This window comes from Methylocaldum szegediense (assembly GCF_949769195.1).
Taxonomy (GTDB): Bacteria; Pseudomonadota; Gammaproteobacteria; order Methylococcales; family Methylococcaceae; genus Methylocaldum; species Methylocaldum szegediense.
Window position 1 is genome coordinate 4,822,986 of sequence record NZ_OX458333.1, and the last position, 22,757, is coordinate 4,845,742.

Sequence of the window (22,757 nt, forward strand, 5' to 3'; positions counted from 1 at the left end):
ACAGGTAACGGCATGATTCCAATGACCGCGAATTGAGATGCCCGCCGCCATCTTCTATCCTTAGCCGCTTCGATGGCTTTAGGCCGGTCCGCGCCGCTTCGGGAGGGCGGGCCAGCGTGTTGACAGTGAACCCTATAACACAACTGTTATTGACAGTCAGCTTGGGTATGATGGCTTTTTCGGTCCAGGGAAGTGACCTGGCCTCAAGCGACGATCCGATAGCGAAAGAGCTTTCTCTGGCGGATTTCGACGGCAAGGCGGAGGAACCCGCCTCCCTGAGCGGTTGGTCGGTTCTTGCCGAGCGCCAGCCGGGGGCGGTGGTGCTTCGCCTTGACCCAAGCAGGACGAACGTGCGGCCCGGCGGATCTCTCCATGTGCGCTATGCCTTACCGCCGTCGGGCGATTCGGTGGATCTCCCGGAAACCAGCGGTGAGTTCAGTGCCTCGTTGGACTTGAAAGGTCTGAATGCTGCGGATTTCGATCATCTGAGCTTTTGGGTCAAGGGTGATCCGGCCGAGGGCTTCAATCCCGAGTTCGAGGTGCAGTTTCGCCGTCCGGAGGCGACCGGAAGCGGGATGCCGGAAGTCGGCAGTTTTATGGTCAGCGGCATAACCGATCAGTGGAGACAGGTCGTCGTACCCTTGAATTACATGATCGGCATCAAGGATTGGCAGGAATTGTCGGCTTTCGTAATCAGTTTCCCGCCGCACGAGATGCGCGTCCGCAAGGGAGCTTATTGGGTCGACGATATCGCCCTGATCAAGACCGGCAAGCCTGGGCCTAGCACCGGCGATTTGGTCATTGCCGAAAAGAAGAAGACCTGGGAGGACGCTTTGGGTGGCGAAGCGGCGGCACGCCCTAAGTTGCGGGAGCGACTCGCCGGTTGGCCTGTTACGCTCCTGGTCGATGGCAAGACTCTACCTTCCGACGAGCGCGAGTTCCTTTATCGAATCGCTCGCGACACTTGGCGCGGCCTCGATGCCCTGACCGACAGGCTGCATGGTCTGCCGCTGGATCGCGTTCAGTTTGGCAACGGCTCGGTCAATCTCTCCGATTCAAAAATCGGCGATTACGCCAGTGTTACCGATATCGGTTTTTACTTTATTGCAGTGACGGCCGCTCATGAACTCGGTTTCATCACACGGCATGAAGCGCTGGAACGGCTCGCGGCGACGCTCACTTCCTTGGAGGCGCTGGAAAGCTACCGAGGCTTCTATTTCAATTACTACAACACGACGACGCTGGAACGGACCAGCAATTTTGTCTCTTTCGTCAATTCGTCCTGGCTGACGGCAGGGCTGATGGTCGTGCGGCAGACCTTTCCGGAGTTCGCCACCCGTTGCACGCGGCTGATCGAGAACGGCAACTACCGCTTTTTCTATGATGCCGACCATAAGCTCATGTCCCATGGATACTACGTGAACATGGCGCTGCGTTCGACTTTCCATTACGGGGTGTTGTATGCCGAATCTCGTATCGGAAGTCTGATCGCCATCGGCAAGGGCGATGTTCCGGAAGAGCACTGGTTCCGCATGGCGCGCACTCTGCCGGCGGAATTCGAATGGCAATCGCTTCCGCCTCTGGACCGCACGGAGAAAAGCGCGAACGGCTTTCGCTGGATCGGGGGTTTTTACCAGTGGCAGGGTTACCGCTATGTGCCCTCCTGGGGTGGCAGTATGTTCGAGGCGCTGATGCCGACCCTGGTGCTGGACGAAGCTCAGTATGCGCCGGACAGCCTTGGCTACAACGGAAAAATCCATACGGACATACATAGGATATATGTCCTGGAGTCGCTCGGTTATCCGGTGTGGGGCATGTCGCCGAGCTCGACGCCGGGCGCGGACCGCTATTCGGAATACGGCGTGAAAGTTCTGGGTGCGACGGGCTACCCCGAGGGGGTGGTAACACCTCATGCTGCGGCCCTAGCCCTGCTTACAGAACCTTCGGAAGCAGTGGCCAATCTACGGAAGCTGGTGGAGCTTTATCCCATTTACGGCGATTTCGGGTTCTACGACGCCGTGAGTCCCGCAACGGGTGAAGTGGCGTATAACTATTTGTGTTTGAATCAGGCGATGATTCTCGTGGCGCTGGCGAACCATCTCGCCGATCATGCGGTGCAGAAACGTTTTGCGGCCGATCCGATCATACAGCGGGTTTTGCCTCTGATCGGTTTCGAGAAGTTCGTCGATCGGGAGCCATAGAGCCGTGAAGCCCGTGACGTTGCCTAACCCGCACTTTCGATGGCAGGACCGGGAGCATTGCACGTAACACTTGTCCCCCACATTAAGCGGACCGAGGATGGCCAGCGTCGAGTTCGAGCACGTCGATAAGATTTATCCTAACGGCCATCGGGCCATTTCCGACCTGAGTCTTCGCATCGAAGACGGCGAACTGATGGTTTTCGTCGGCCCCTCGGGCTGTGGCAAATCCACCTTGCTGAGACTCCTTGCGGGGCTCGAGGAGGTTACGGCCGGGATCATCCGGATCGGAGACCGCGTTGCGAACGAGTTAAGCCCCCAGCAGCGGAATATCGCCATGGTGTTCCAGGACTATGCCTTGTATCCGACCATGACGGTGCGGGGCAATCTCGAATTTCCCTTGAAGATGCGGAAACTCCCCAAAGACGAAATCCGCCGTAGGGTAAGTTGGGCCGCAGATATGCTCGGATTGGGAGAAGTCATGGATCGCTTGCCGAAACAGCTTTCGGGCGGGCAGCGTCAGCGCGTCGCCATGGGTCGGGCGCTGGTGCGGGAGCCGACGGTATTTCTGCTCGACGAGCCGCTGTCCAACCTGGATGCGAAGCTGCGTACTCAGGTACGGGCAGAAATCGCCGATCTGCAGCGGCGCACGGGTGCGACCATGATCTACGTCACTCACGATCAGGTGGAGGCCATGACCTTGGGGCAGCGTATCGCCGTGTTGGACCGGGGGCGCGTTCAGCAGGTGGCCGATCCTAAGGAGCTTTACGAACACCCGGCGAATGCTTTCGTCGCGGGATTTATCGGCAGTCCACCGATGAATTTGTTTACCGCGGAGTTGCAGAAAGACCTCGACGGTCGCTTGCAACTCATCGTCAATGGACAGGCTCTTCTGGTATTACCTGACAAATGCACGGCAGGGCTTCGCGAAGGTAGCCTGGCGGTTACCGCAGGTTTTCGCCCGGAAGCCGTGCGCCTGGCGGAGGAAGGGAGAGAGGGTTTTCCGGCCGTCGTGGTCGGCACGGAATACTTGGGGCACGAGACTCTGCTTCACTTTCGGACCGGACGCGCCGGTGACCGTTTGTCGGAAGCTCCGGTCTGGACAGCAAGATTGCCCGGATTGCATCTGTTCTCCAAAGACCAAGCCGTTCGTCTGACAGTCGCTTCGGATCGGATTTACCTCTTCGACTAGCTGAACAAAGTGTGGCCCTGTCTGTTGGTGTGTTATTCGCCATCGGCTTTGTTCATAAAGCTATCAAGCTTCAGCCGGGGAGCCGTGATCGACGGGAGCAATCGGCATTTTTCCTCGAATTGCCGGTTATTCTGACCAGTTCACTGGTTAGCGTCGTCGTTTTTCGCCGTTTCCGCATGTCAGACATTCACGTCGCTTACCGGGGCTCAACTGGGCTTCACGAAAATCCGCGCCTTAGGCAATGCACTGCCGATTATCTTCGAGAGATTGTAATGCCCTGCAAAGATAGAGGATCCGTTAACGATTATTGGCAATGCCGTGCGGCACATGACCCGTAGCCACGTGGAGGCTGGCGGATTCGCAATGGCCTTTCTGGTCATCGAAAAAAATATCCGCGCCGAATGCCCGTAGAAATGGCCCCTTATCCATGCCGCCTAGAAACAGCGCTTCGTCGATACGAATGTTCCACGCACGCAGGGTGCGCACTACACGTTCATGGGCGGGAGCCGCACGGGCCGTAACGAGAGCGGTCCGGATAGGTGACTGGTCCGGACCGAAAAGGGTTTGAATTTGATGGAGCGCGGCCAGAAACCCTTTGAACGGTCCGCCGGAGAGGGGGGTGCGTGCTGCAGTGATTTCGTTTTCGGTGAATGCTTGCAAGCCGTCGGACTGATAGATGCGCTCTGATTCGTCGGAAAACAGCACGGCATCGCCGTCGAAGGCGATTCTCAGTTGTTCGGACTCGTTAGCCGACTTGCTGGCCGGCATGATCGTCGCAGCAGCGTAGCCGGCATCCAAGGCCTTCGCCACATCCTCCGCGTTCGCGGAGAGAAACAGGTGTGCGCCAAAGGCCGCGATGTAATTGAACGGTGATTGGCCGCTGGTGAATGCCGCGCGGCAGATATCAAGCTGGTGGTGGCGGATCGAGTTGAAAACCCTAAGGCCTGTATCGGCGCTGTTGCGCGAAAGCAGGATGACCTCCACCATTGGGGCGGGCAACACTCGATTTAGCGCGAGTAGCTTTTTGACCAGCGGAAATGCGACGCCCGGCGACAATATGCTGTCTTCATGCTCGACCTGGTACCGGCAGAAAGCTTCTTTGCCTTGCTGCTCAAAAATGGCATGGGATTCGTCGAGGTCGAACAGTGCTCTCGACGAGATCGCTACGACCAGTTTCTTGTCTTGTTTGGTGGGCTTCGCTGTCAAATCCGGAAGGTTGGTCACTCTGTCAAATATCCATCGAGAAACAATTCCTGACCGTCTCGGGCACTAATGGCCATCTGACGGGTCTTAGCAGCAGTTTTGCGGTCGACTGTTTCGCCGGGCTGCTGGAAACCTGAATTACAGTTCGCTTAAGCGATCAATATATACATTTCTTTTCCGCTGCCGCAAAATCTGTCCTCCTTTGGAACGTGCCAAGGTGGTCTAATCGCCAACTCACCTCAGACTATAAATAAAGCATAAGCCATGAAAGACTTATTATTGCGCAGCAAATATTCCATTCTTTTCCTGATTCTCTTCATCATCCTGCTGTACGTCATTCTGGAAAAAGCCGTAGTCCCCTTTGTGATGGACGTGGCTGATTCGGGGTTGTTCTATGAAAATGAAGCGGAAGAAGAGCAGTTGGGAAGTATCAGGAACGAACGTACCGATTTCGCGTTGATGCACTGCAAAAACTCGATAAAAGAGGAAGGCATGCTGCCCGATAATGCCGATTTCCTTGACAGTAAATACGACGCCTGGGCCTTAGGTAATCGAACCTATATCGTCCGCTCGGGCGTCAGGGTCTTGGATGCCGAGAAAGGGCAAGTGGATAGGAAGTTTGCCTGCAAAATCCGTCTAGTCGAGAATGATCCGAGCGATTTCAAGAATTGGTCGATTCTCGGCATCGATTTCCACCCGGAAGGCGAGGACGAATAGATATCCGCAGGTGTATCCGGTACAGTCGTCGGCGCGGATTTATCACCCGGCCAATAATAACTAAAGACCGGGTCAATTCAGTGTGGAGGCGCGCCGCCCAAACCAAGGTCGAGCCGTGGAGCGGCCTTGGTACAGGCTCGAAAAGCAAGGCGGGTATCTGGCCCTGATCGATGAAGAACCCGCGGACGCATGCGAAGTCTTTGATCCGGATTCGGGCAGTCCGCGGGCGCAGCCATCAGCCCGGCGGCCAACTCATCGGTCGTCCGCCAAGGACATGGAGGTGGAGGTGATAAACCTCCTGGCCGGAATTGCCCCGGCAATTGATCACCGTACGATAGCCCGTTTCCGCGATGCCTTCGGAGCGGGCCACCTTTCTAACCGCTTGCAATAACTCGGAGCTCAACGCCGATTCTTCCTCAGGTAGATCGTCCAGCGTTGGGATATGCCGCTTCGGTATGACCAGCACATGAACCGGCGCCTGCGGCCGAATATCCCGGAATGCGAGTACGTGATCGTTTTCGTACACCACCGCGGGCTTAATTTCGCCGGCGACCATCTTGCAAAAGAGGCAATCCGTCATCGTTTTTCCTCCGTTGGATTTAACTTGGAGACGCCAATACTAAGGCCGCACGTTCCGAATCCATAGGTTTTTTGCGCGTTACACTCGCGCTGTCGACCGCCGCGTTGCCCGGTTCAGAACTCTTTGCGGCCGTTGAATGCGTGCGCCAGCGTGGCGCCGTCGACATATTCCAGTTCACCGCCGAAAGGAACGCCATAGGCTATGCGGGTCGTGCGGACGCCATTTTGTTTCGCCATCTCCCCGATGTAATGGGCCGTGGCTTCGCCTTCCACCGTGGTATTGGTGGCCAGGATAATTTCCTTGATGTCGCCCGATTCCAGCCGTTGCTCCAAGAGATCGAGGCGCAATTCGTTCGGACCAATGCCGTCCAGCGGAGAAAGCCTTCCGTTGAGCACGAAGAAGAGACCCTTGAAGCCGGTTGCCTGGCTGATCGCATAAACCTCGGCGGGCGTTTCCACGATGCACAGCTGCGTTTTGTCGCGATCGGGGTTAGTGCAAATGTTACAAAGCTCGCCTTCGGTCAAGGTGCGGCATAGCGCACAATGGCCGACCTTTTCGAGGGCGGCGAGCAAGGATTCGGCGAGATTTCGCGCGCCTTGCCGGTCGCGTTGGAGCAGATGGAAGGTCATCCGCTGGGCCGACTTGGGGCCGACCCCTGGAAGGCAGCGTAGGGCTTGCATCAGTTGGGACAAAGCCCCGGTCTTAGGCATGGGCTACGATAGGGTTCGGTCTTGCAGCGAGCGTGTTTCAAAACGGCAATTTGAATCCGGCGGGTAGTTCGATACCGCCGGTCAAGGCCGCCATTTTTTCCTGCTTCAGGCGGTTGACTCGGTTTATGGCGTCATTTACGGCGGCGGCGACCAGGTCTTCTAGCATATCCCGATCTTCTTTTACTAGGCTTTCGTCAATGCTGACTTTTTTTACTTCTTTTTTGCCGTTCATGATGATCCGAACGAGTCCGCCGCCGGATTCGCCCTGAACTTCCAAAGCGGCCAATTCCTCCTGTGCTTTTTGTAGGTTCTCCTGCATCTTCTGTGCTTGCTGCATGAGATTGGCGAGCGGGTTTTTCATGGGATTCTCCATTAGTCTATGGGTTTGGTGGAACCAGGGACGATACGTGCGTCGAAACGCTCTTTCAGTGCTCTGACGTTCTCGTCTTGCTCTATTTCGATTTCCGCGTTCCGTTGGCGTTCCTCTTTTTCGCGCTGAATGAGCTTAGCGGGTGTTTCCTGTCCGGGCGCCTCGATCTTGATCGTCAATTTCAGAGGGCTTCGGAAATAATCCCTCAGTGCCTTTTCCAAGTTGGCTTCCACCCGGCTGACGCGGAGATGAGCATGTTGCGGGTCGAGCGCAAGAATGCAGCGTTTTTCATCCAGGTCCAGCAATACGCAATTGTTCGCCAGTTCGCGAGTCAAGCCGGTGATGCCCATCGCCCGGATCAGTTCGTGCCAATCATGGGGCGCTCCGGTCTGAGGTACTCCCCCGGTGTCGGTCTTGGTCTCGTTCTTGACCGGCACAGGGTCGGTCTGAACCGGCGCAGGCGTGGGACGAACATCGACCTTTCGGGTTGTTTTCGGCGATTCGTTTGTCTTAGGGGGCGTCGCATCGACGCCGCTCTGCATGTCCGCCGATGATGTCGCCGGACGAAATGCCAGCATGCGCAGCATCACCATTTCAAAGCCCGAGCGCGGGTCAGGGGCGAGTGGCAAATCCCGCTGACCGATCAAGCCGATCTGATAAAAAAGCTGTAAATCCTCTGCGCTGATCCGGCGGGCTAGATCGAGAATCCGATCGGCGTCATCCTCGCGCCTGATCGCCTCGGGTACCCACTGGGCTAGCGAGGCGTGATGCAGGACGATCAGGATTTGCTGCAGCACGTCGGCGAAGTTCGGCGTGTGTTCCGCCATCTGATCGATCTGCCGAAGCAGCGCCGCCGCGTCTCCCTCGGCGAGCGCCGACAGGAGCTCGAAAACCGGATGCCTCGCGACGGTACCTAGCATGAGGCTGACGTCGGTTTCCCGAAGGCGACCGCCGCCGTGGACGATCGCCTGATCAAGAAGGCTCAGTCCGTCACGCATGGAGCCTTCCGCTGCCCGGGCGAGCAGCTTTACGGCGTTGACTTCGTACTCGATGTTCTCACGCCTCAGAATCTCTTCCATTTGGCTTCGAATCTGGTCCGGAGTCAGCCGCTTCAAACTAAATTGAAGGCATCTGGACAGCACCGTGACCGGAATTTTTTGCGGATCGGTCGTGGCCAACAGGAATTTGATGTGGGGAGGCGGCTCTTCGAGCGTCTTGAGCAGAGCGTTGAAGCTGTGCCCCGACAGCATGTGCACTTCGTCGATCAAGTAAACCTTGTATCGCCCCTGGCTCGGCGCGTATTGAACGTTCTCGAGCAGATCGCGGGTATCTTCGACCTTGGTACGCGAGGCGGCGTCCACTTCGATCAAATCGACAAAGCGGCCTTCGTCCACTTCTCGGCAGATCACGCATTCGCCGCACGGATCGGATGTTTTTCGACCCTCGCAATTGAGCGCCTTGGCGAGAATTCGAGCAATAGTGGTCTTGCCCACGCCACGGGTACCGGTGAAGAGATAGGCATGATGCATGCGGTCGAACTCAATCGCATGGATCAACGCTCGAACGACATGCTCCTGGCCGACGATTTCGCTAAAAGTGCGAGGGCGCCATTTCCGGGCTAGAGCCTGATACGGCATTGCGGGTTTGTGCACGCGATCGACCGGACGAATGAATTAGGGCGGCAAGCCACGCCAGCCGCACCCCGGCACACGAATCCGATGCTACCGCTGCTCCCTTCCGGGCCTGACGGGGTTTACAGCGTATCGTTGCGAGGGGACCGACGCGACTCGCCATTGAACTCGGCGACCCAACCAGGATCGCGGTTGGGCTAAAGAATATGCATTATCGTCGATTAGTGCCCGGTCTTCAAGGTCAAACGATCTCGCCTATCGCGCGGTTATCCTGAGCAGCAGCTTTCACGTGTGACGAGGGACGACAGCAGAATGAATTCGATGCCAGTCAATCCGGCCCAGCGATTCATCGTCGCTTCACAGGTAAAAATTGGTCTGTTTGGCGAAGAACCTACCCCAGGAGGGGCTAACGCCTGTCAAAGGGCTCTGGGCGAACGCCTATTGCGATAGGGTTTAGAGCATTCTCCAATCAGCTTTATGGCGTTGCCGAATCGTCCTGTATGGCGCATTCGGGTATCACCGGCATGAGTCAGAACCGCCGAAGAGGGCACGCGAGGTTTCGCGTGCGGCGATAGAGTCACACGGGCAGGCCTTCTAAGCGCCCCAGCTCAAGCCGGTGACGCGCAGGACCAAATGAACCGCGAAAAATGCGGTTCACTTCGTCCACCACGTCCTACGAACTCCGCGCATACAAATTTGTTCTGGCCCCATTTGCCTTTGAGCACGCGAAGACAAACTCGCGAGGAGCGACTCCGACGGGAGCGACATGGGGCCGAACCACGTTAGCCCGAAGAGCAGATCCCTGAGATGGGGTTTGCAAATGTCACTCGCCCGCAGGGCGAGCCCCGCTTCAAACTCACTAAACTGCCAACGGCAGCTTCCCTCAAAAGCGATGAAAACGCTCTAGGCCGCCAATTGCTCCAGTAATTGATCGACGAAAACGACCTTGCTTTCGGGCGTGTCGAAACGGGCAAAAAATTTCAGCTTATCCGGACCGTCCAGCTTATAAGTCTGCGGTTGGGTTTGGATCAAACGGATGACTTGGGCCGGATCAATGGGCGGGTTCGGGTGGAATATCAGACGTCCGCCTCCCGAGCCTGCCTCGATCTTGTGAACGCCAAGGGCCTCGGCTCGCAGTTTGAGTTCGGTGATTGCAAACAAGTTTTTGGTCGGCGGGGGCAGAAGCCCGAAGCGGTCGATCATCTCCACTTGCAGCTGGCGTAGATCCTCTTCGTTCTTGGCATTGGCGATCCTTTTGTAGAGCACGAGACGGGTGTGAACGTCAGGCAGGTAGGTGTCGGGAATGAGGGCAGGGCATTGGAGGTCGATCTCGGGACCTGCTTCGTGGGGGAGCATATCGAGATCCAGAGATTTGCCCGACTTGAGCGCTGCCACGGCCCGCTCCAGCAGTTCGGTATATAGGCTTAGTCCGATCTCCTGAATCTGACCGCTCTGCTCCTCGCCCAACAATTCTCCGGCACCGCGGATTTCGAGGTCGTGAGATGACAGCATGAATCCCGAGCCGAGTTCACCCGTGGCTTCGATGGCCTCGAGACGCTTGACGGCGTCGGCGGTCATCAGAGACTTCGGCGGTACCAGCAGATAAGCGTAAGCGCGATGATGCGAGCGGCCGACCCTTCCCCTGATCTGGTGCAACTGGGCGAGCCCCAGCAAATCGGCGCGGTGGATGATGATGGTGTTCGCGGTCGGAATATCGATACCGCTTTCGATGATGGTGGTGCAAACCAGGACGTTGAAACGCTGATGGTAAAAATCCAGCATGATACGTTCCAATTCCCGCTCCGGCATCTGGCCGTGGGCAATACGAATGCGTGCAGTAGGTACCAGTTTTTCCAAGTCGCGTGCCGTTTTCTCCATGGTTTCGATCTTGTTGTGCAGGAAATAAACCTGCCCGCCGCGCTTGATTTCCCGGAGTATCGCTTCTTGGATCAAGGCATCGTCCCATTCGCTGATGAAGGTTTTGATGGCGTGGCGATTGGGAGGCGGGGTGGCGATGATGGAAATGTCCCGTAGCCCGGACATGGCCATATTGAGCGTGCGCGGAATCGGTGTGGCTGTTAGGGTGAGAAAGTCCAGTTCGCTGCGCAGTTTCTTGAAATGTTCTTTTTGCGCGACGCCGAACCGGTGTTCCTCGTCGACGATCACCAGTCCCAGATTCTTGAAGCGAACATCCTTTTGCAAAATCTTATGGGTACCGATGAGGATGTCGATCTTACCCTGAGCCAAATCCTCGAGAAGTTGCTCCTGCTGCTTCTTGCCGACGAAGCGTGAAACCACTTCGACCCGGATCGGCCAATCGGCGAATCGGTCCCGGAAGTTCCGATAATGCTGCTGAGCCAATAGTGTCGTGGGCACCAGAACCGCGACCTGTTTGCCGTTCAGTGCCGCGATGAAAGCGGCCCGCATCGCGACTTCGGTCTTGCCGAAACCGACGTCGCCGCAGATCACTCTGTCCATGGGGCGAGGGGACGCCATATCCCTGATGACGTCGTTGATGGCAGCTTCCTGGTCGGGTGTTTCTTCGAAGGGAAAACCGGCGGCGAAAGCGGCGTATTCTTCGGTGACGGTTTTATAGGCGTATCCTTCCTTGGCCGCTCGCTTGGCGTAAATGTTCAGCAGTTCGGCGGCAATATCCCGTACCCGCTCCAGCGCCTTGCGCTTGGCCTTTTGCCACTGTTCTCCGCCCAGCTTGTGCAGAGGCGCAGATTCCGGGCTGGCGCCGCTGTACCGGCTGATCAAATGCAGCGAGGACACCGGGACGTACAGCTTATCGTTGTTGGCATATTCGAGCGCGAGAAACTCGGTCTCGATACCGCCCACCGTGAGTTTGGTCAGGCCAAGATAGCGGCCGACGCCATGGTCCTGATGCACTACCGGCGCACCGATGTCCAGTTCTTCGAGGTTGCGGAGGATCTGTTCGAGATTGCGTTCGGCGGCCGACTTGCGCCGTCTGCGCTGTTGGACCTTTTCTCCGGAAAGCTGGGTTTCGGTAATGATGGCCAACGAGGGATCGGCCAGCCATAAGCCGTGATCCATGGGGGCAACGACCAAGCATGGCGTTTTCTCGGCGACGAGGAAAGCGGCCCAGTTTTCGACGACCTGCGGCTTTATGCCGTATTTGGCCAGGCTATCCAGTAGCGCTTCGCGATGCCCTGCCGTTTCCGCAACGAACAAAATCCTATCCGCCTCTTCACGGATGAACGACGAAAGCGCCGCGGCGGGCTCTTTCAGCTTCGGATCGACCGCGAGAGGCGGAAGCGGGCGGCAATTGTAGTCGACCGACTCGAAACTTTCCGCGGGCTGCTCGGACGACAGTGGAATTCGAATTCTGGGATAGAGGGCGAATTTCTCTGCCAGAGCGGCGGGTGTCAGATACAGCGATTCCGGTGGAAGCGGGGGGCGGTCGACATGCCCCGAGCGCTGGTCGTACCGTTTTTCGGCCTCCCGAAAAAACGCCTCGGCAGCGGCGTCAACAGCGTGGTGGAGCACGACTGTCGCTGTTTTCGGTAGATAGTGAAACAGGGTTTCGGTTTCTTCGACGAACAGCGGCAAATAATATTCGATGCCGCCGGGTGCGATACCTTTGCTAACTTCCTGGTACAACGGATTGTTGATGGATGCTTCCGAGAAATGCGTTCTAAAACTCCGTCGGAACCGTTTGATTGCTTCTTCGTCGAATGGAAACTCGCGAGCTGGAAACAAACTAATTTCTCTGACCTTGTCGACCGACCGTTGAGTTTCAGGGTCGAAAGTTCGGATCGATTCCACCTCGTCATCAAAAAGCTCGATACGATAGGGAACGGTGCTCCCCATAGGGAAAAGATCAATGATCGATCCGCGTACTGCAAATTCGCCGTGCTGTAGAACTTGCGACACGCACTCATAGCCGACGCTCTCCAGTCGTTGCCGAGTCTCTTCCAGATTAAGTTGGCCGCCTACTTTTAATATAAAGGTCTTGGCCAATACGTGGGAACGTGGTGCCAACCGTTGCATCAGCGTAGCGACCGGCGTGATCAGTATGCCGTGGTCGATGCGCGAGAGTTGGGCGAGCGTTTTCAGTCGCTCCGAGACGATTTCAGGAAGAGGCGAAAACACGTCGTAAGGTAAGGTTTCCCAGTCGGGAAAGTGGAGTACGGGTACATTTCCGCCAAGGAAAAACTCGATTTCATGTTCGAGTCTAAGAGCGGTATGAGTATCTTCCGTCACGATCAGATACAGCCGCTTATTCTGTCTTGCCGCTTCAGCCAAGGCCAGGGAATCGCCGCAGCCGTTCAAGCTTTGCCAGACCATGGTCGTTGCATTATGAATCGGTACTGCTGGCGTGAACGGCGAAAGAGTTCCCAAATGTTTTGCAGCTTGATTCATGGGGCGTGAGGTGATGAATGTCGAGTGATTAATTGGCAGACGGTGTCTCGGAAAATGGTTCTTGGTTCCGGTACGATGAAAGTTGCGGTATTCGAATGTTTACCTATATATGATTTATTTTTTGGATTTTTTTAATATACTAAATAGGACATCACAAGGTTAATGTAATCTTGTTTCGCGACTTTATAATCGAGGTAACTATGAAGACCGATTTCACGGAACTTTCCGAAGCCGAACTGACGAGCATGATCGAAAATGCTCAGAGGGCACTCAAAGAAAAGAAGGAAACCAAACGTAAGGAAGTCATAAGCAAGATAAAAGAGTTGGCGGCCTCAATCGGTGTTAATGTGGAAATCACTGAGGGCACGAAAGTCTCCGGAAGAAAGGGTAGTAAAGTCCCGATTAAGTATCAAAACCCGAATAATCTGTCTCAAAAATGGACCGGCCGCGGTATGAAACCGAAATGGCTACAAACTCTACTCGAGCAAGGACATCGATTGGAGGAATTCGAAGTAAAGTCTTGAACGAAAGCTGATAGGGTGCCCGGCAGGATCGCCGGGTTCCGACCAAAATCGGTTGCCGAACGCAAGGAATCGAAGGGATTTCGGCCAATATCGCGTTCTCGCACCGATTTTGGTGTCACTGTTCGCTAATCTAGGTAACGTTTGACCAAGCCTCCATATTCATCGATCCGTCGGTCGCGCAGATACGGCCAGATTCGACGGACGTCTTCCGACCGGCGGCGATTTATTTCAACCACCATAACCCGTTCTTCTTTCTCGTTGGCCTGACAAAGAATTTCTCCTTGCGGGCCAGCAACAAAGCTGTTTCCCCAGAACAAGATGCCTTTACTTTGGCCGCTGGGATCGGGTTCGTGTCCGATGCGATTGCAGGAGATGACCGGCAGACCGTTGGCAATGGCATGTGACCTTTGAATGGTTACCCATGCGTCCAATTGTCGCTGCTGTTCCTCTGCATCGTCATCGGGATTCCAGCCGATGGCCGTGGGATACAGCAGGAGATCAGCGCCTGCAAGCGCCATTAACCGGGCGGCTTCTGGGTACCATTGGTCCCAGCATACCAAGACCCCGAGTTTTCCTAATGAGGTCGTTACCGGTTTGAACCCTAAATCCCCCGGCGTGAAATAAAACTTTTCGTAATACCCTGGATCGTCGGGTATGTGCATTTTTCGGTACTTGCCTGCCAAACTGCCGTCTTTTTCCAGTACGACAGCCGTATTGTGATAGAGACCTGGAGCGCGCCGTTCGAACAATGAGCCCACAATAACTACGCCAAGCTCCTTGGCAAGCGCGGCCAGCGTTTCGGTGGTCGGCCCCGGTATCGATTCGGCAAGATCGAAGCGGCTGCAATCCTCAGTCTGGCAGAAATACGGGCCGAGATGCAGTTCTGGCAGCAATACCAGATTCGCACCTTGAGACGCGGCTTGTTTCATGCCTTCGATCGAGGCCCGCAAATTCACGTTTTTGTCTTCGGAACCGCAAGGTTGCTGTACCAAACCGACCTTGAACGTCTGCGTCATATCAGCTTACCCGAACTGTTTTTGGAAACTGCATAGTCATGCAGTGCAGGCTACCGTATTGCCGGATGAGAGATGTGCAGGGTATACCCACGATCTCGCGGTCCGGAAAAACGTCGCTCAAACGCGCCATAGCTTCGGAATCGGCCGGATCATCATATATCGGAACTAGAACGGCCCCGTTGACGATCAGAAAGTTGGCGTAAGTTGCTGGCAATCGGTCGCCTTCCTCGCTGTAAATAGGTTTTGGAATGTTTAAGGGTATCAGGCGATAAGGTTGACCCGAATATGTGACAAAGGTTCGCAGTTGATTTTCCATCGCCTTGAATTCGTCATACAGCGGATCGTCGGCCTGGCTGCAAGCGGTGTAGGCGATTGTATCGGGCGAACAGAAACGCGCCAGTGTGTCAATATGGGCGTCCGTATCGTCGCCCTCGGCATAACCATGATCAAGCCAAAGAATACGCCTGGCGCCGAGGCTGGTTTTTAGCCGATCCTCGATTTCGTCTCGCGTGAATTCCGGGTTGCGGTTCGGATTGAGCAGACAGCGACTGGTTGTGAGAATCGTGCCTTTACCGTCCGATTCCACACTCCCGCCTTCAAGGGTAAACTCAACCCTGTCCATAGGGGTATCGCCGAGCACGCCATTGGCATGCAGGCGTTGAGCCAATCGCGCATCGTTCTCGTGCGGGTATTTTCCGCCCCATCCATTAAAGCGAAAGTCGATGAGTTTCGCGCCTTGTGCGGTTGTAAGTGTCAATGGCGCGGTATCCCGTACCCAGACGTCGTCATAAGGCAAATGAACGAAACGAACCCGATCGAGATCGGCGCCCTTAGATGTCAACCGTTGGTGTATATGTCTTTGGTGGGCGTTATCTTGGCAGATGAGAATGACCGTTTCCCGCCGCGCAATTTCGAGCGCGATCCGATCATAAGTTTCTTCAACGGCATTTAGCCATCGCTCGAAATCGCCATGACAATACGGCCAGGCAATCAAAACCGCTGATTGCTCTGCCCATTCGGGCGCCAATATGGATAAATGGGATGATGTCACAGTCAGAATATCGGTCCTGAAAAAACGGGTTATTCTACCGTAAAAATGTCCGCGGTTGCGGCTACTCGGTGTTTGGTATGGGTCAGGAGGAGGTGTGATTCTTATAAATATAAAGAGATCGGTGGATTCCTTCGGTGCCCGGCTAATCGTGTGGCGATGAAAGGGTATCGGATTGCAACAAGATTTTTTACTTCGAGAACGCTATGACATCGACGATTAATCATGAACCGAAAATCATTCGCCTATCCGTCTCCGGCATGCGTTGCGCCGGATGTGTCGAGGCCGTGGAGAAGGCGTTACGCAGTGTGCCGAATGTGTTTTCGGCCGATGTCAATTTTGCCGATCATTCCGCTCTGGTGCGCGGGGACGTGGAACCGGAGGTCTTGCGTAAGGCAGTGCAGGATGCGGGATACGATGCGGCTGTGATGGAAGGTCTGGAGGACCCCGCCGAGCAAGAGGCATTGGAGGCTGCCCGTTACCAGGAACTGCTCAACAAGGCTGTCGTTGCAGGCTCGGTCGGTGGGCCGTTGATGCTGGTAGAGCACCTCGGATTGTTTCCGATGTTGGGAGAGCCGACGGCCGCGGGCATCTGGTTGATCGTTTCCCTAGTGACGTTGTGGGTACTTTATTACTCAGGCGGTCACTTCTTCAAAGGGGCGGTCAAGAGCCTGCAGCATCGCCAGGCCAATATGGATACCCTGATCGCGCTTGGCACCGGCGCTGCCTGGTTCTACTCCACCATGGCCATTTTCTTTTCCGACAGTTTGCCGACGCTGGCGCGGCACGCCTATTTCGAAGCTGCAAGCATTATCCTTGCGTTCATCAATTTAGGTAGCGCCCTGGAAATGCGCGCCCGTGGCAAGACATCGTCGGCAATTCGGCAGTTGATCGGTTTGCAGCCGAGGACGGCGCGCGTGCTAAGGAATGGTCAGGAGGTCGATGTTCCCATCGCCGAGGTGGGCCTGGACGAAACCGTGCGGGTAAGGCCGGGCGAAAAAATCCCGGTGGACGGGGTGGTCATCGAGGGGCATTCCAGTGTGGACGAGTCGATGCTCACCGGCGAACCGATGCCGGTCGAAAAAGACGTGGGCGACGAAATCGTCGCCGGCACGCTTAACCAGTCGGGAACGCTGCTGTTTAAGGCAACCCGCATCGGCCGCGACACAGTGTTGGCGCAAATCATTGCTAGCGTCCGCAGGGCACAGGCGAGCAAGCCAGAAATCGCCCGGCTCGTGGACCGCGTTTCATCGGTGTTCGTTCCGGCGGTGGTGGCGGTTTCTCTGCTGACTTTCCTGATCTGGTGGGCGGTTGGTCCCGAGCCTGCCCTCGGTTATGCCTTCGTCACTGCCATGACGGTGCTGGTCATCGCTTGTCCCTGCGCCTTGGGATTGGCCACGCCGATCTCCATTATGGTCGCGGTCGGAAAGGCGGCGCAAAAAGGTATTCTCATCCGCAATGGCGACGCTTTGCAAACCGCTGGGAGGCTGACTTGCGTCGTGCTCGACAAGACCGGAACGGTAACGGAAGGCAAGCCGCGGCTGATCAAGATCGAGAGCGGTCCGAACTGGACCGAGGAGCAGGTCTTGCAATGGGCGGCCAGCCTCGAAACCGGTTCCGAACATCCCTTGGCGGCGGCGATTTTGACGGCGGCCGCAGAAAAGAACTGCACACTCTTGCCCGTGACGGGATTCGCGGCGGTCGCGGGACATGGCGTCTCGGGGCTCATCGAGAATCGGGCCGTGTTGCTGGGTAACTTGGCCTTGATGACGGAACAAGGCGTCGACTGCGGACGCTTCGCCGACCGCTTGACCGAGTTGGCGGGCGAGGGGCAGACACCCGTCCTGTTGGCGGTCGACAGGTCCGTGGTCGGATTGCTTTCTGTGGCCGACCCGATCAAGACGGATTCCAGGGAGGCGGTCGCGAAGTTGAAGTCCCTGGGTGTGCGAGTGCTGATGGTGACGGGAGACAACGAGGTCACGGCGAAAGCCATCGCGGCGGTTGCGGGCATCGATGAGGTGCGCGCGCAGGTTCTTCCTCAGGATAAGGCTGCTGTCGTGAAAGGCTTGCAGGATGCCGGAGAAATCGTGGGCATGGTGGGTGATGGCATTAACGATGCGCCGGCTTTGGCCCAATCCAACGTGGGGATGGCGATCGGCACCGGTACAGACGTCGCCATAGAAAGCGGGGACGTGGTCATCATGGGCGGCTCGCTCATGAAAGTGGCGGAAACCATGGAACTGTCGCGAGCCACGTTGCGCAACATCAAGCAGAATCTGTTCGGAGCCTTTATTTACAATGTCCTGGCGATTCCGATTGCCGCCGGTTTTCTATATCCCATCTTCGGAATTTTACTCAATCCCATGATTGCAGGAGCGGCTATGGCGATGTCTTCGGTGACGGTGGTGAGCAACGCTAACCGATTGAGATATTTTTGATCAATCGAATCGGCTCGTGCGGAGACCGTTCCGTGGCAAAGTGGCAAAAATGATAAAATTTTTCGGTTTTTCGGCAGGTTTTTGATGAGGCGGAGGTAAGTCGATCAATGGCAGGTCATAGCAAGTGGGCCAACATCCAGCATCGCAAAGGCGCGCAGGACGCCAAGCGGGGTAAGCTGTTCACCAAGCTGATTCGTGAGATAACCGTATCAGTCCGTAACGGCGGCAGCGATCCTGCGAATAACCCGCGCTTAAGAGCGGCGATGGACAAGGCTCTCTCCGCTAACATGTCCAAGGACACTATCGAGCGGGCCATTAAGAAAGGTAGCGGTACCGCCGAAGGCGATAATTACGAGGAAGTGCGCTACGAGGGCTACGGCCCTGGCGGCATCGCGGTGATGGTGAATTGCCTGACCGACAATCGGAATCGCACGGTTTCAGAAGTGCGCCATGCCTTTGCCAAGGCGGGTGGCAATCTGGGCACCGACGGCTCCGTAGCCTATTTGTTTTCCAAAACCGGCATCATCAGCTATCCGGCGGGTGTCGACGAGGACCGGGTGATGGAGGTCGCTCTTGAAGCCGGAGCGGACGATATCGTCAGCAACGACGACGGCTCGATCGATGTATTGGTTGCTCCGGAGCGGTTCGAAACGGTGCGGGATTCGCTCGTGCAGGCCGGACTTACGCCGGAGAGCGCCGAAGTGACCATGCGCGCCAATACCAGCGTGTCCCTGGGCAGGGATGACGCGGAGAAGATGATTCGCCTGTTGGAACGGCTCGAGGATTTGGACGACGTGCAAAATGTTTATTCCAACGCCGATATCAGCGAGGAGATCCTCGCCCAGATCGGTTAAAGAGGCGACGTGACAGTCGTTTTAGGACTAGACCCAGGGTCGCGCCGTACCGGTTACGGTGTTGTTCGCGACAGCGACAGGGGACCCGTATTGCTCGCTTGCGGATGTATCCGCACGGAAACGGATCCTTTTCCTGCACGCCTCAAGCAAATCTACGACGGCGTCTATAAAATCGCACTCGAATTCCAGCCCGATGAAATGGCCATCGAGCAGGTGTTCATGCACAAGAATGCCGATTCCGCTCTAAAGCTCGGGCAGGCCAGAGGAGCGGCCATCTGCGGCGGTCTGGCCGCGGGTTTACCGGTTCACGAGTATGCCGCGCGGCAAGTCAAACAGGCTTTGGTCGGGAAAGGAAGTGCGGACAAGCTACAGGTCCAGCACATGGTGCGTTTCTTGCTAAAGTATTCTTCGCCGCTTCAGTTGGACGCCAGCGATGCTTTGGGCGTGGCCTTGTGTCATATCCATCACCGGCAGACCTTGCGGCGTTTGGAACGTGCAGGAGCCGTCCCGCGATGATCGGATTTCTGCGCGGCGTGGTGGTGGCCAAGAAACCGCCTTCTCTTTTGTTGGACGTACGCGGCGTCGGGTACGAGATCGACGCGCCGATGTCGACGTTCTACAAACTGCCGGATATCGGCGAAGAGGTGATGCTGTACACTCATCTCGCGATACGGGAGGATGCCCACAACCTGTTTGGCTTCCTGTCCGAAGCGGAACGAGCCTTGTTCCGCAGTCTGATCCGTGTCAGCGGCGTCGGTGCGAAGCTCGCCTTGGCGATTCTGTCGGGCTTGAGCGCCGAAGAGTTCCACCGTTGCGTGGAAGCCCAGGATACAGCCCGTCTTGTGCGTTTGCCCGGGGTCGGCAAGAAGACCGCAGAACGCTTGATCATCGAAATGCGGGATCGCCTGCCCGAATTGCCCCTGGTCAACCTGCCCGGAGCTGGGTCTCTATCGATACCATCACCGAGCCCGGTGGACGATGCGGTTAGCGCGTTGATTGCCCTGGGGTTCAAGCCGCAGGATGCTCACAGTCTGGTGCGGAAGGTTCAGGTCGACGGGAAGAGCAGCGAGGAGATCATTCGTTTGGCCTTGCAGTCCGCGGCCAAGTAAAAACTGGCTGAACTTTGATACGATAGAATCCAAGCAGCCATGGCGAATCCAGCGATTAGACCCGCGACCTACGAAGACATTCGAGCCCTTCCGCCCAATCTGGTGGGGGAAATCATTTACGGACGCCTGGTCACTCATCCCCGTCCGGCGCCACGCCATGCTTTTGCGTCGTCGAACCTCGGGATCCGTATTGGCGGTCCCTTCAATCTTGGTGATGGCGGCCCCGGCGGTTGGTGGATCCTGGACGAGCCGGAACTCCATCTCGATGGGCACGTCCTGGTACCGGATCTGGCCGGATGGCGGCGGGAGAGGATGCCGCGTCTACCGGATACCGCCTGGTTCGAATGCGTACCGGATTGGATTTGCGAAGTGCTCTCGCCATCTACGGCCCGCGATGACCGCGCCGAAAAGCTTCCGCTCTACGGTTCCTTGGGTGTGGCCCATGCCTGGCTGGTCGACCCCGACACGCGGGTTCTCGAAGCGTACGAAAATCAGCAGGGGCGCTGGTTGCTAGCGCAAACCCATGCCGGCGATTGCCGGGTTTCCGTTCCGCCCTTCGAAGCCGTCAAATGGGCGTTGGGGGAGTTGTGGACGGAGTAGTTGCCACTTAACGAGGCCATCATTGTGACCATGCCCACCCATCGTCTCGTCAATCCAGCCGGTTCCCCCGACGAAGATGCAGTTGACCGCGCCATCCGTCCGCGGCGTCTGGACGACTATATCGGCCAGGCGGCCATGCGCGAGCAGATGGCGATCTTCATACAAGCAGCTTTGGCGCGGCGCGAAGCTTTGGATCACGTACTAATTTTCGGTCCGCCGGGCCTCGGGAAAACGACTCTCGCCAACATCATCGCGAACGAAATGGGTGTTAGCTTACGCCAGACCTCAGGGCCGGTGCTGGAAAAGGCAGGGGATTTGGCGGCTTTGCTGACCAATCTGGAGCCACGCGACGTTCTTTTCATCGACGAGATCCATCGCCTGAGCCCGATGGTGGAGGAGGTTCTCTACCCAGCGATGGAGGACTACCAGATCGACATCATGATCGGCGAAGGCCCGGCCGCGCGTTCGATCAAGCTGGACATCCCGCCGTTTACTTTGGTAGGTGCGACCACGCGGGCCGGACTTTTGACATCGCCTTTGCGCGACCGATTCGGAATCGTTCACCGCCTGGAGTTCTATACCCCAGAGGAACTGACTCAGATCGTCACCCGCTCGGCCAAAATCCTCGGCGTCGAAATCAGCCCCGAAGGCGCTCGTGAAATCGCTCGCCGGTCGCGTGGAACGCCGCGTATCGCTAACCGATTGTTGCGGCGGGTTCGGGATTTCGCCGAGGTCATGGCGGACGGCCGGGTCACCGCCGAGGTGGCCAGCAAAGCGTTGGAAATGCTGAACGTCGACCATAACGGCTTCGATCAGCTCGACCGCAAGCTGCTGCGTACCATGATCGAGAAGTTCGAAGGCGGTCCAGTGGGGCTCGACAATATCGCCGCCGCGATCAGCGAAGAGCGCGGCACGATCGAAGACGTTCTCGAGCCTTATCTGATCCAACAAGGCTTTATCATGCGCACACCCAGGGGGCGGGTTGCGACGCGCACGGCTTATCTCCATTTTGGTTTGGAGCCGCCGAAGACTCTCAATGTGAACGAGGAGCTTTTTTAGTTGGGGGATATTTCCGAACAAACCGGGTTTCGCTGGCCCGTCCGCGTATATTACGAAGACACCGATGCTGGCGGCGTGGTTTATCACGCTAGCTATCTCAGATTTTTCGAGCGGGCAAGGACCGAATTTTTACGTTCGTTGGGATTCGAGCAGGATGAGCTTCGAACCCGACACGGCATCTTGTTCGCTGTTCGCTCGATGCACATCGACTACGTAAAAGCCGCGAGGTTCAACGAGCTGCTTTGGGTGTCCGCCGAAGTAGAGCAGTTGAAGTCGGCAAGTTTCATGTTCAACCAACGGGCGGTGCGACAAGATGACGAACTCGTGTGCGAAGCGCGTGTGCGTATCGTTTGTCTTGCCGCCGAAACCTTTCGGCCCACGGCCATTCCTGACTTTTTGTTGCAACAGCTAAACAATGACCTCTGAACTCTCCATATTCAAGTTAATTACCGAAGCGAGCCCCGTCGTCCAGATCGTCATGCTCGTTCTGGTACTGGCATCGGTCATCTCATGGACTTTCATTTTTTCGAAATACAAGGAGATCCGGCGCGCCGAGGAGACTTCGGAAGAGTTCGAAGAGCGTTTCTGGTCAGGGATAGACCTCGCCGATCTTTACCGGCAACTGGCCCGCGAGGATCACGGAACCGAAGGGCTCGAGAACATCTTTATGGCCGGGTTCAAAGAATTCGCGCGGCTCCGACAGCAGCCAAACATTGGGCCTGACGCTGTCATGGAAGGGACTCAGCGTGTGATGCGTGTGGCCTTGAATCGCGAGTTGGAAAACCTGGACGAGCGCTTGCCATTCCTCGCCACGGTCGGTTCCACAAGCCCGTATGTCGGATTGTTCGGCACCGTGTGGGGCATCATGAACTCGTTCCGATCGCTCGGCAACGTCAAGCAGGCGACCCTGGCTATGGTGGCGCCCGGTATTTCCGAAGCGCTGGTGGCGACCGCCATGGGCTTATTCGCCGCGATCCCGGCGGTCATGGCCTATAACAGGTATTCGACCGACATCGGGCGGCTAGCCAATCGATATGAAGCGTTCACGGAAGAGTTTTTGAGCTTATTGCATCGTCAGGCGCACACCAAATGAATGTGTCATCAGGGGGAAGTGGGCGCGGC

The 22,757-nt window shown here is 56.5% G+C and carries 20 protein-coding genes and 1 other RNA gene; 12 read left to right on the plus strand and 9 right to left on the minus strand.

Features of this window, described 5'->3' with window-relative positions:
• The first annotated feature begins 116 nt into the window (after positions 1 to 116).
• Both QEN43_RS21170 and QEN43_RS21175 read left to right on the plus strand, forming a co-directional pair.
• Positions 117 to 2,201, plus strand: coding sequence for a glucoamylase family protein (locus QEN43_RS21170; protein ID WP_156912609.1), 2,085 nt, complete (start codon positions 117 to 119; stop codon positions 2,199 to 2,201).
• Between the two features lie 97 nt (positions 2,202 to 2,298).
• Positions 2,299 to 3,390 (plus strand): ABC transporter ATP-binding protein, encoded by a 1,092-nt coding sequence (locus tag QEN43_RS21175; protein WP_026608819.1) that lies wholly within the window; start codon positions 2,299 to 2,301, stop codon positions 3,388 to 3,390.
• Between the two features lie 297 nt (positions 3,391 to 3,687).
• On the opposite strand, the gene QEN43_RS21180 is transcribed toward QEN43_RS21175, so the two are convergent.
• Entirely contained in the window at positions 3,688 to 4,614 is a 927-nt protein-coding gene (locus tag QEN43_RS21180) for a 5'-nucleotidase (RefSeq protein ID WP_051331373.1), read from the minus strand.
• 243 nt (positions 4,615 to 4,857) lie between these two features.
• On the opposite strand from QEN43_RS21180, the gene QEN43_RS21185 reads away from it, so the two are divergent.
• Positions 4,858 to 5,310 carry a hypothetical protein gene (locus tag QEN43_RS21185; protein ID WP_051331374.1) on the plus strand — a complete coding sequence of 151 codons (453 nt, stop codon included), beginning with the start codon at positions 4,858 to 4,860 and terminating at the stop codon, positions 5,308 to 5,310.
• Positions 5,311 to 5,545: 235 nt separating this feature from the next.
• Here the strand turns inward: QEN43_RS21185 and QEN43_RS21190 are convergent, their stop codons facing one another.
• From QEN43_RS21190 to mfd, 6 genes are all read right to left on the minus strand, one after another.
• Entirely contained in the window at positions 5,546 to 5,890 is a 345-nt protein-coding gene (locus QEN43_RS21190) for a histidine triad nucleotide-binding protein (RefSeq protein WP_026608822.1), read from the minus strand.
• Positions 5,891 to 6,003: 113 nt separating this feature from the next.
• Positions 6,004 to 6,600 carry a recombination mediator RecR gene (gene recR, locus QEN43_RS21195; protein WP_026608823.1) on the minus strand — a complete coding sequence of 199 codons (597 nt, stop codon included), beginning with the start codon at positions 6,598 to 6,600 and terminating at the stop codon, positions 6,004 to 6,006.
• Positions 6,601 to 6,637: 37 nt separating this feature from the next.
• Positions 6,638 to 6,961 carry a YbaB/EbfC family nucleoid-associated protein gene (locus tag QEN43_RS21200; protein ID WP_026608824.1) on the minus strand — a complete coding sequence of 108 codons (324 nt, stop codon included), beginning with the start codon at positions 6,959 to 6,961 and terminating at the stop codon, positions 6,638 to 6,640.
• Positions 6,962 to 6,972: 11 nt separating this feature from the next.
• Positions 6,973 to 8,607 (minus strand): DNA polymerase III subunit gamma/tau, encoded by a 1,635-nt coding sequence (gene dnaX / locus QEN43_RS21205; protein ID WP_026608825.1) that lies wholly within the window; start codon positions 8,605 to 8,607, stop codon positions 6,973 to 6,975.
• Between the two features lie 49 nt (positions 8,608 to 8,656).
• Positions 8,657 to 8,753: signal recognition particle sRNA small type (gene ffs / locus QEN43_RS21210), an RNA gene on the minus strand.
• Positions 8,754 to 9,504: 751 nt separating this feature from the next.
• A complete protein-coding gene (gene mfd, locus QEN43_RS21215; RefSeq protein ID WP_235726497.1) occupies positions 9,505 to 12,912 on the minus strand; it encodes a transcription-repair coupling factor in 3,408 nt (1,135 codons plus the stop codon).
• A gap of 275 nt (positions 12,913 to 13,187) precedes the next feature.
• On the opposite strand from mfd, the gene QEN43_RS21220 reads away from it, so the two are divergent.
• Entirely contained in the window at positions 13,188 to 13,511 is a 324-nt protein-coding gene (locus QEN43_RS21220; protein WP_026608827.1) for an H-NS histone family protein, read from the plus strand.
• A 125-nt stretch (positions 13,512 to 13,636) separates the two neighbouring features.
• Here QEN43_RS21220 and QEN43_RS21225 read toward each other — a convergent pair whose 3' ends face one another.
• Together QEN43_RS21225 and QEN43_RS21230 are read right to left on the minus strand one after the other, a co-directional pair.
• Positions 13,637 to 14,527, minus strand: coding sequence for a carbon-nitrogen hydrolase (locus tag QEN43_RS21225; RefSeq protein ID WP_026608828.1), 891 nt, complete (start codon positions 14,525 to 14,527; stop codon positions 13,637 to 13,639).
• A 1-nt stretch (position 14,528) separates the two neighbouring features.
• Positions 14,529 to 15,578, minus strand: a complete 1,050-nt coding sequence (locus QEN43_RS21230; RefSeq protein WP_026608829.1) for an agmatine deiminase family protein — start codon at positions 15,576 to 15,578, stop codon at positions 14,529 to 14,531.
• A 203-nt stretch (positions 15,579 to 15,781) separates the two neighbouring features.
• Between QEN43_RS21230 and QEN43_RS21235 the strand changes: the two genes are divergently transcribed.
• The 8 genes from QEN43_RS21235 (at position 15,782) to tolQ (ending at position 22,728) form a co-directional block, all read left to right on the plus strand.
• Positions 15,782 to 18,013, plus strand: a complete 2,232-nt coding sequence (locus QEN43_RS21235) for a heavy metal translocating P-type ATPase (protein ID WP_051331375.1) — start codon at positions 15,782 to 15,784, stop codon at positions 18,011 to 18,013.
• A 107-nt stretch (positions 18,014 to 18,120) separates the two neighbouring features.
• The gene (locus QEN43_RS21240; protein WP_026608831.1) at positions 18,121 to 18,867 is read left to right on the plus strand and encodes a YebC/PmpR family DNA-binding transcriptional regulator; all 747 of its coding nucleotides are present in this window, start codon (positions 18,121 to 18,123) and stop codon (positions 18,865 to 18,867) included.
• Positions 18,868 to 18,876: 9 nt separating this feature from the next.
• A complete protein-coding gene (gene ruvC, locus QEN43_RS21245) occupies positions 18,877 to 19,383 on the plus strand; it encodes a crossover junction endodeoxyribonuclease RuvC (protein ID WP_026608832.1) in 507 nt (168 codons plus the stop codon).
• Positions 19,380 to 19,976, plus strand: coding sequence for a Holliday junction branch migration protein RuvA (gene ruvA / locus QEN43_RS21250; RefSeq protein ID WP_026608833.1), 597 nt, complete (start codon positions 19,380 to 19,382; stop codon positions 19,974 to 19,976). The genes ruvC and ruvA overlap by 4 nt, the downstream gene beginning before the upstream one ends.
• 39 nt (positions 19,977 to 20,015) lie before the next feature.
• Positions 20,016 to 20,576: a Uma2 family endonuclease gene (locus QEN43_RS21255; RefSeq protein WP_026608834.1), complete on the plus strand. Its 561-nt coding sequence runs from the start codon at positions 20,016 to 20,018 to the stop codon at positions 20,574 to 20,576.
• A gap of 30 nt (positions 20,577 to 20,606) precedes the next feature.
• The gene (gene ruvB / locus QEN43_RS21260; RefSeq protein ID WP_026608835.1) at positions 20,607 to 21,635 is read left to right on the plus strand and encodes a Holliday junction branch migration DNA helicase RuvB; all 1,029 of its coding nucleotides are present in this window, start codon (positions 20,607 to 20,609) and stop codon (positions 21,633 to 21,635) included.
• Positions 21,636 to 22,061 carry a tol-pal system-associated acyl-CoA thioesterase gene (ybgC, locus tag QEN43_RS21265; RefSeq protein WP_026608836.1) on the plus strand — a complete coding sequence of 142 codons (426 nt, stop codon included), beginning with the start codon at positions 21,636 to 21,638 and terminating at the stop codon, positions 22,059 to 22,061.
• Positions 22,051 to 22,728, plus strand: a complete 678-nt coding sequence (gene tolQ, locus QEN43_RS21270; protein ID WP_026608837.1) for a protein TolQ — start codon at positions 22,051 to 22,053, stop codon at positions 22,726 to 22,728. Before ybgC ends, tolQ begins: the two co-directional genes overlap by 11 nt.
• The last annotated feature ends 29 nt before the right edge of the window (positions 22,729 to 22,757 follow it).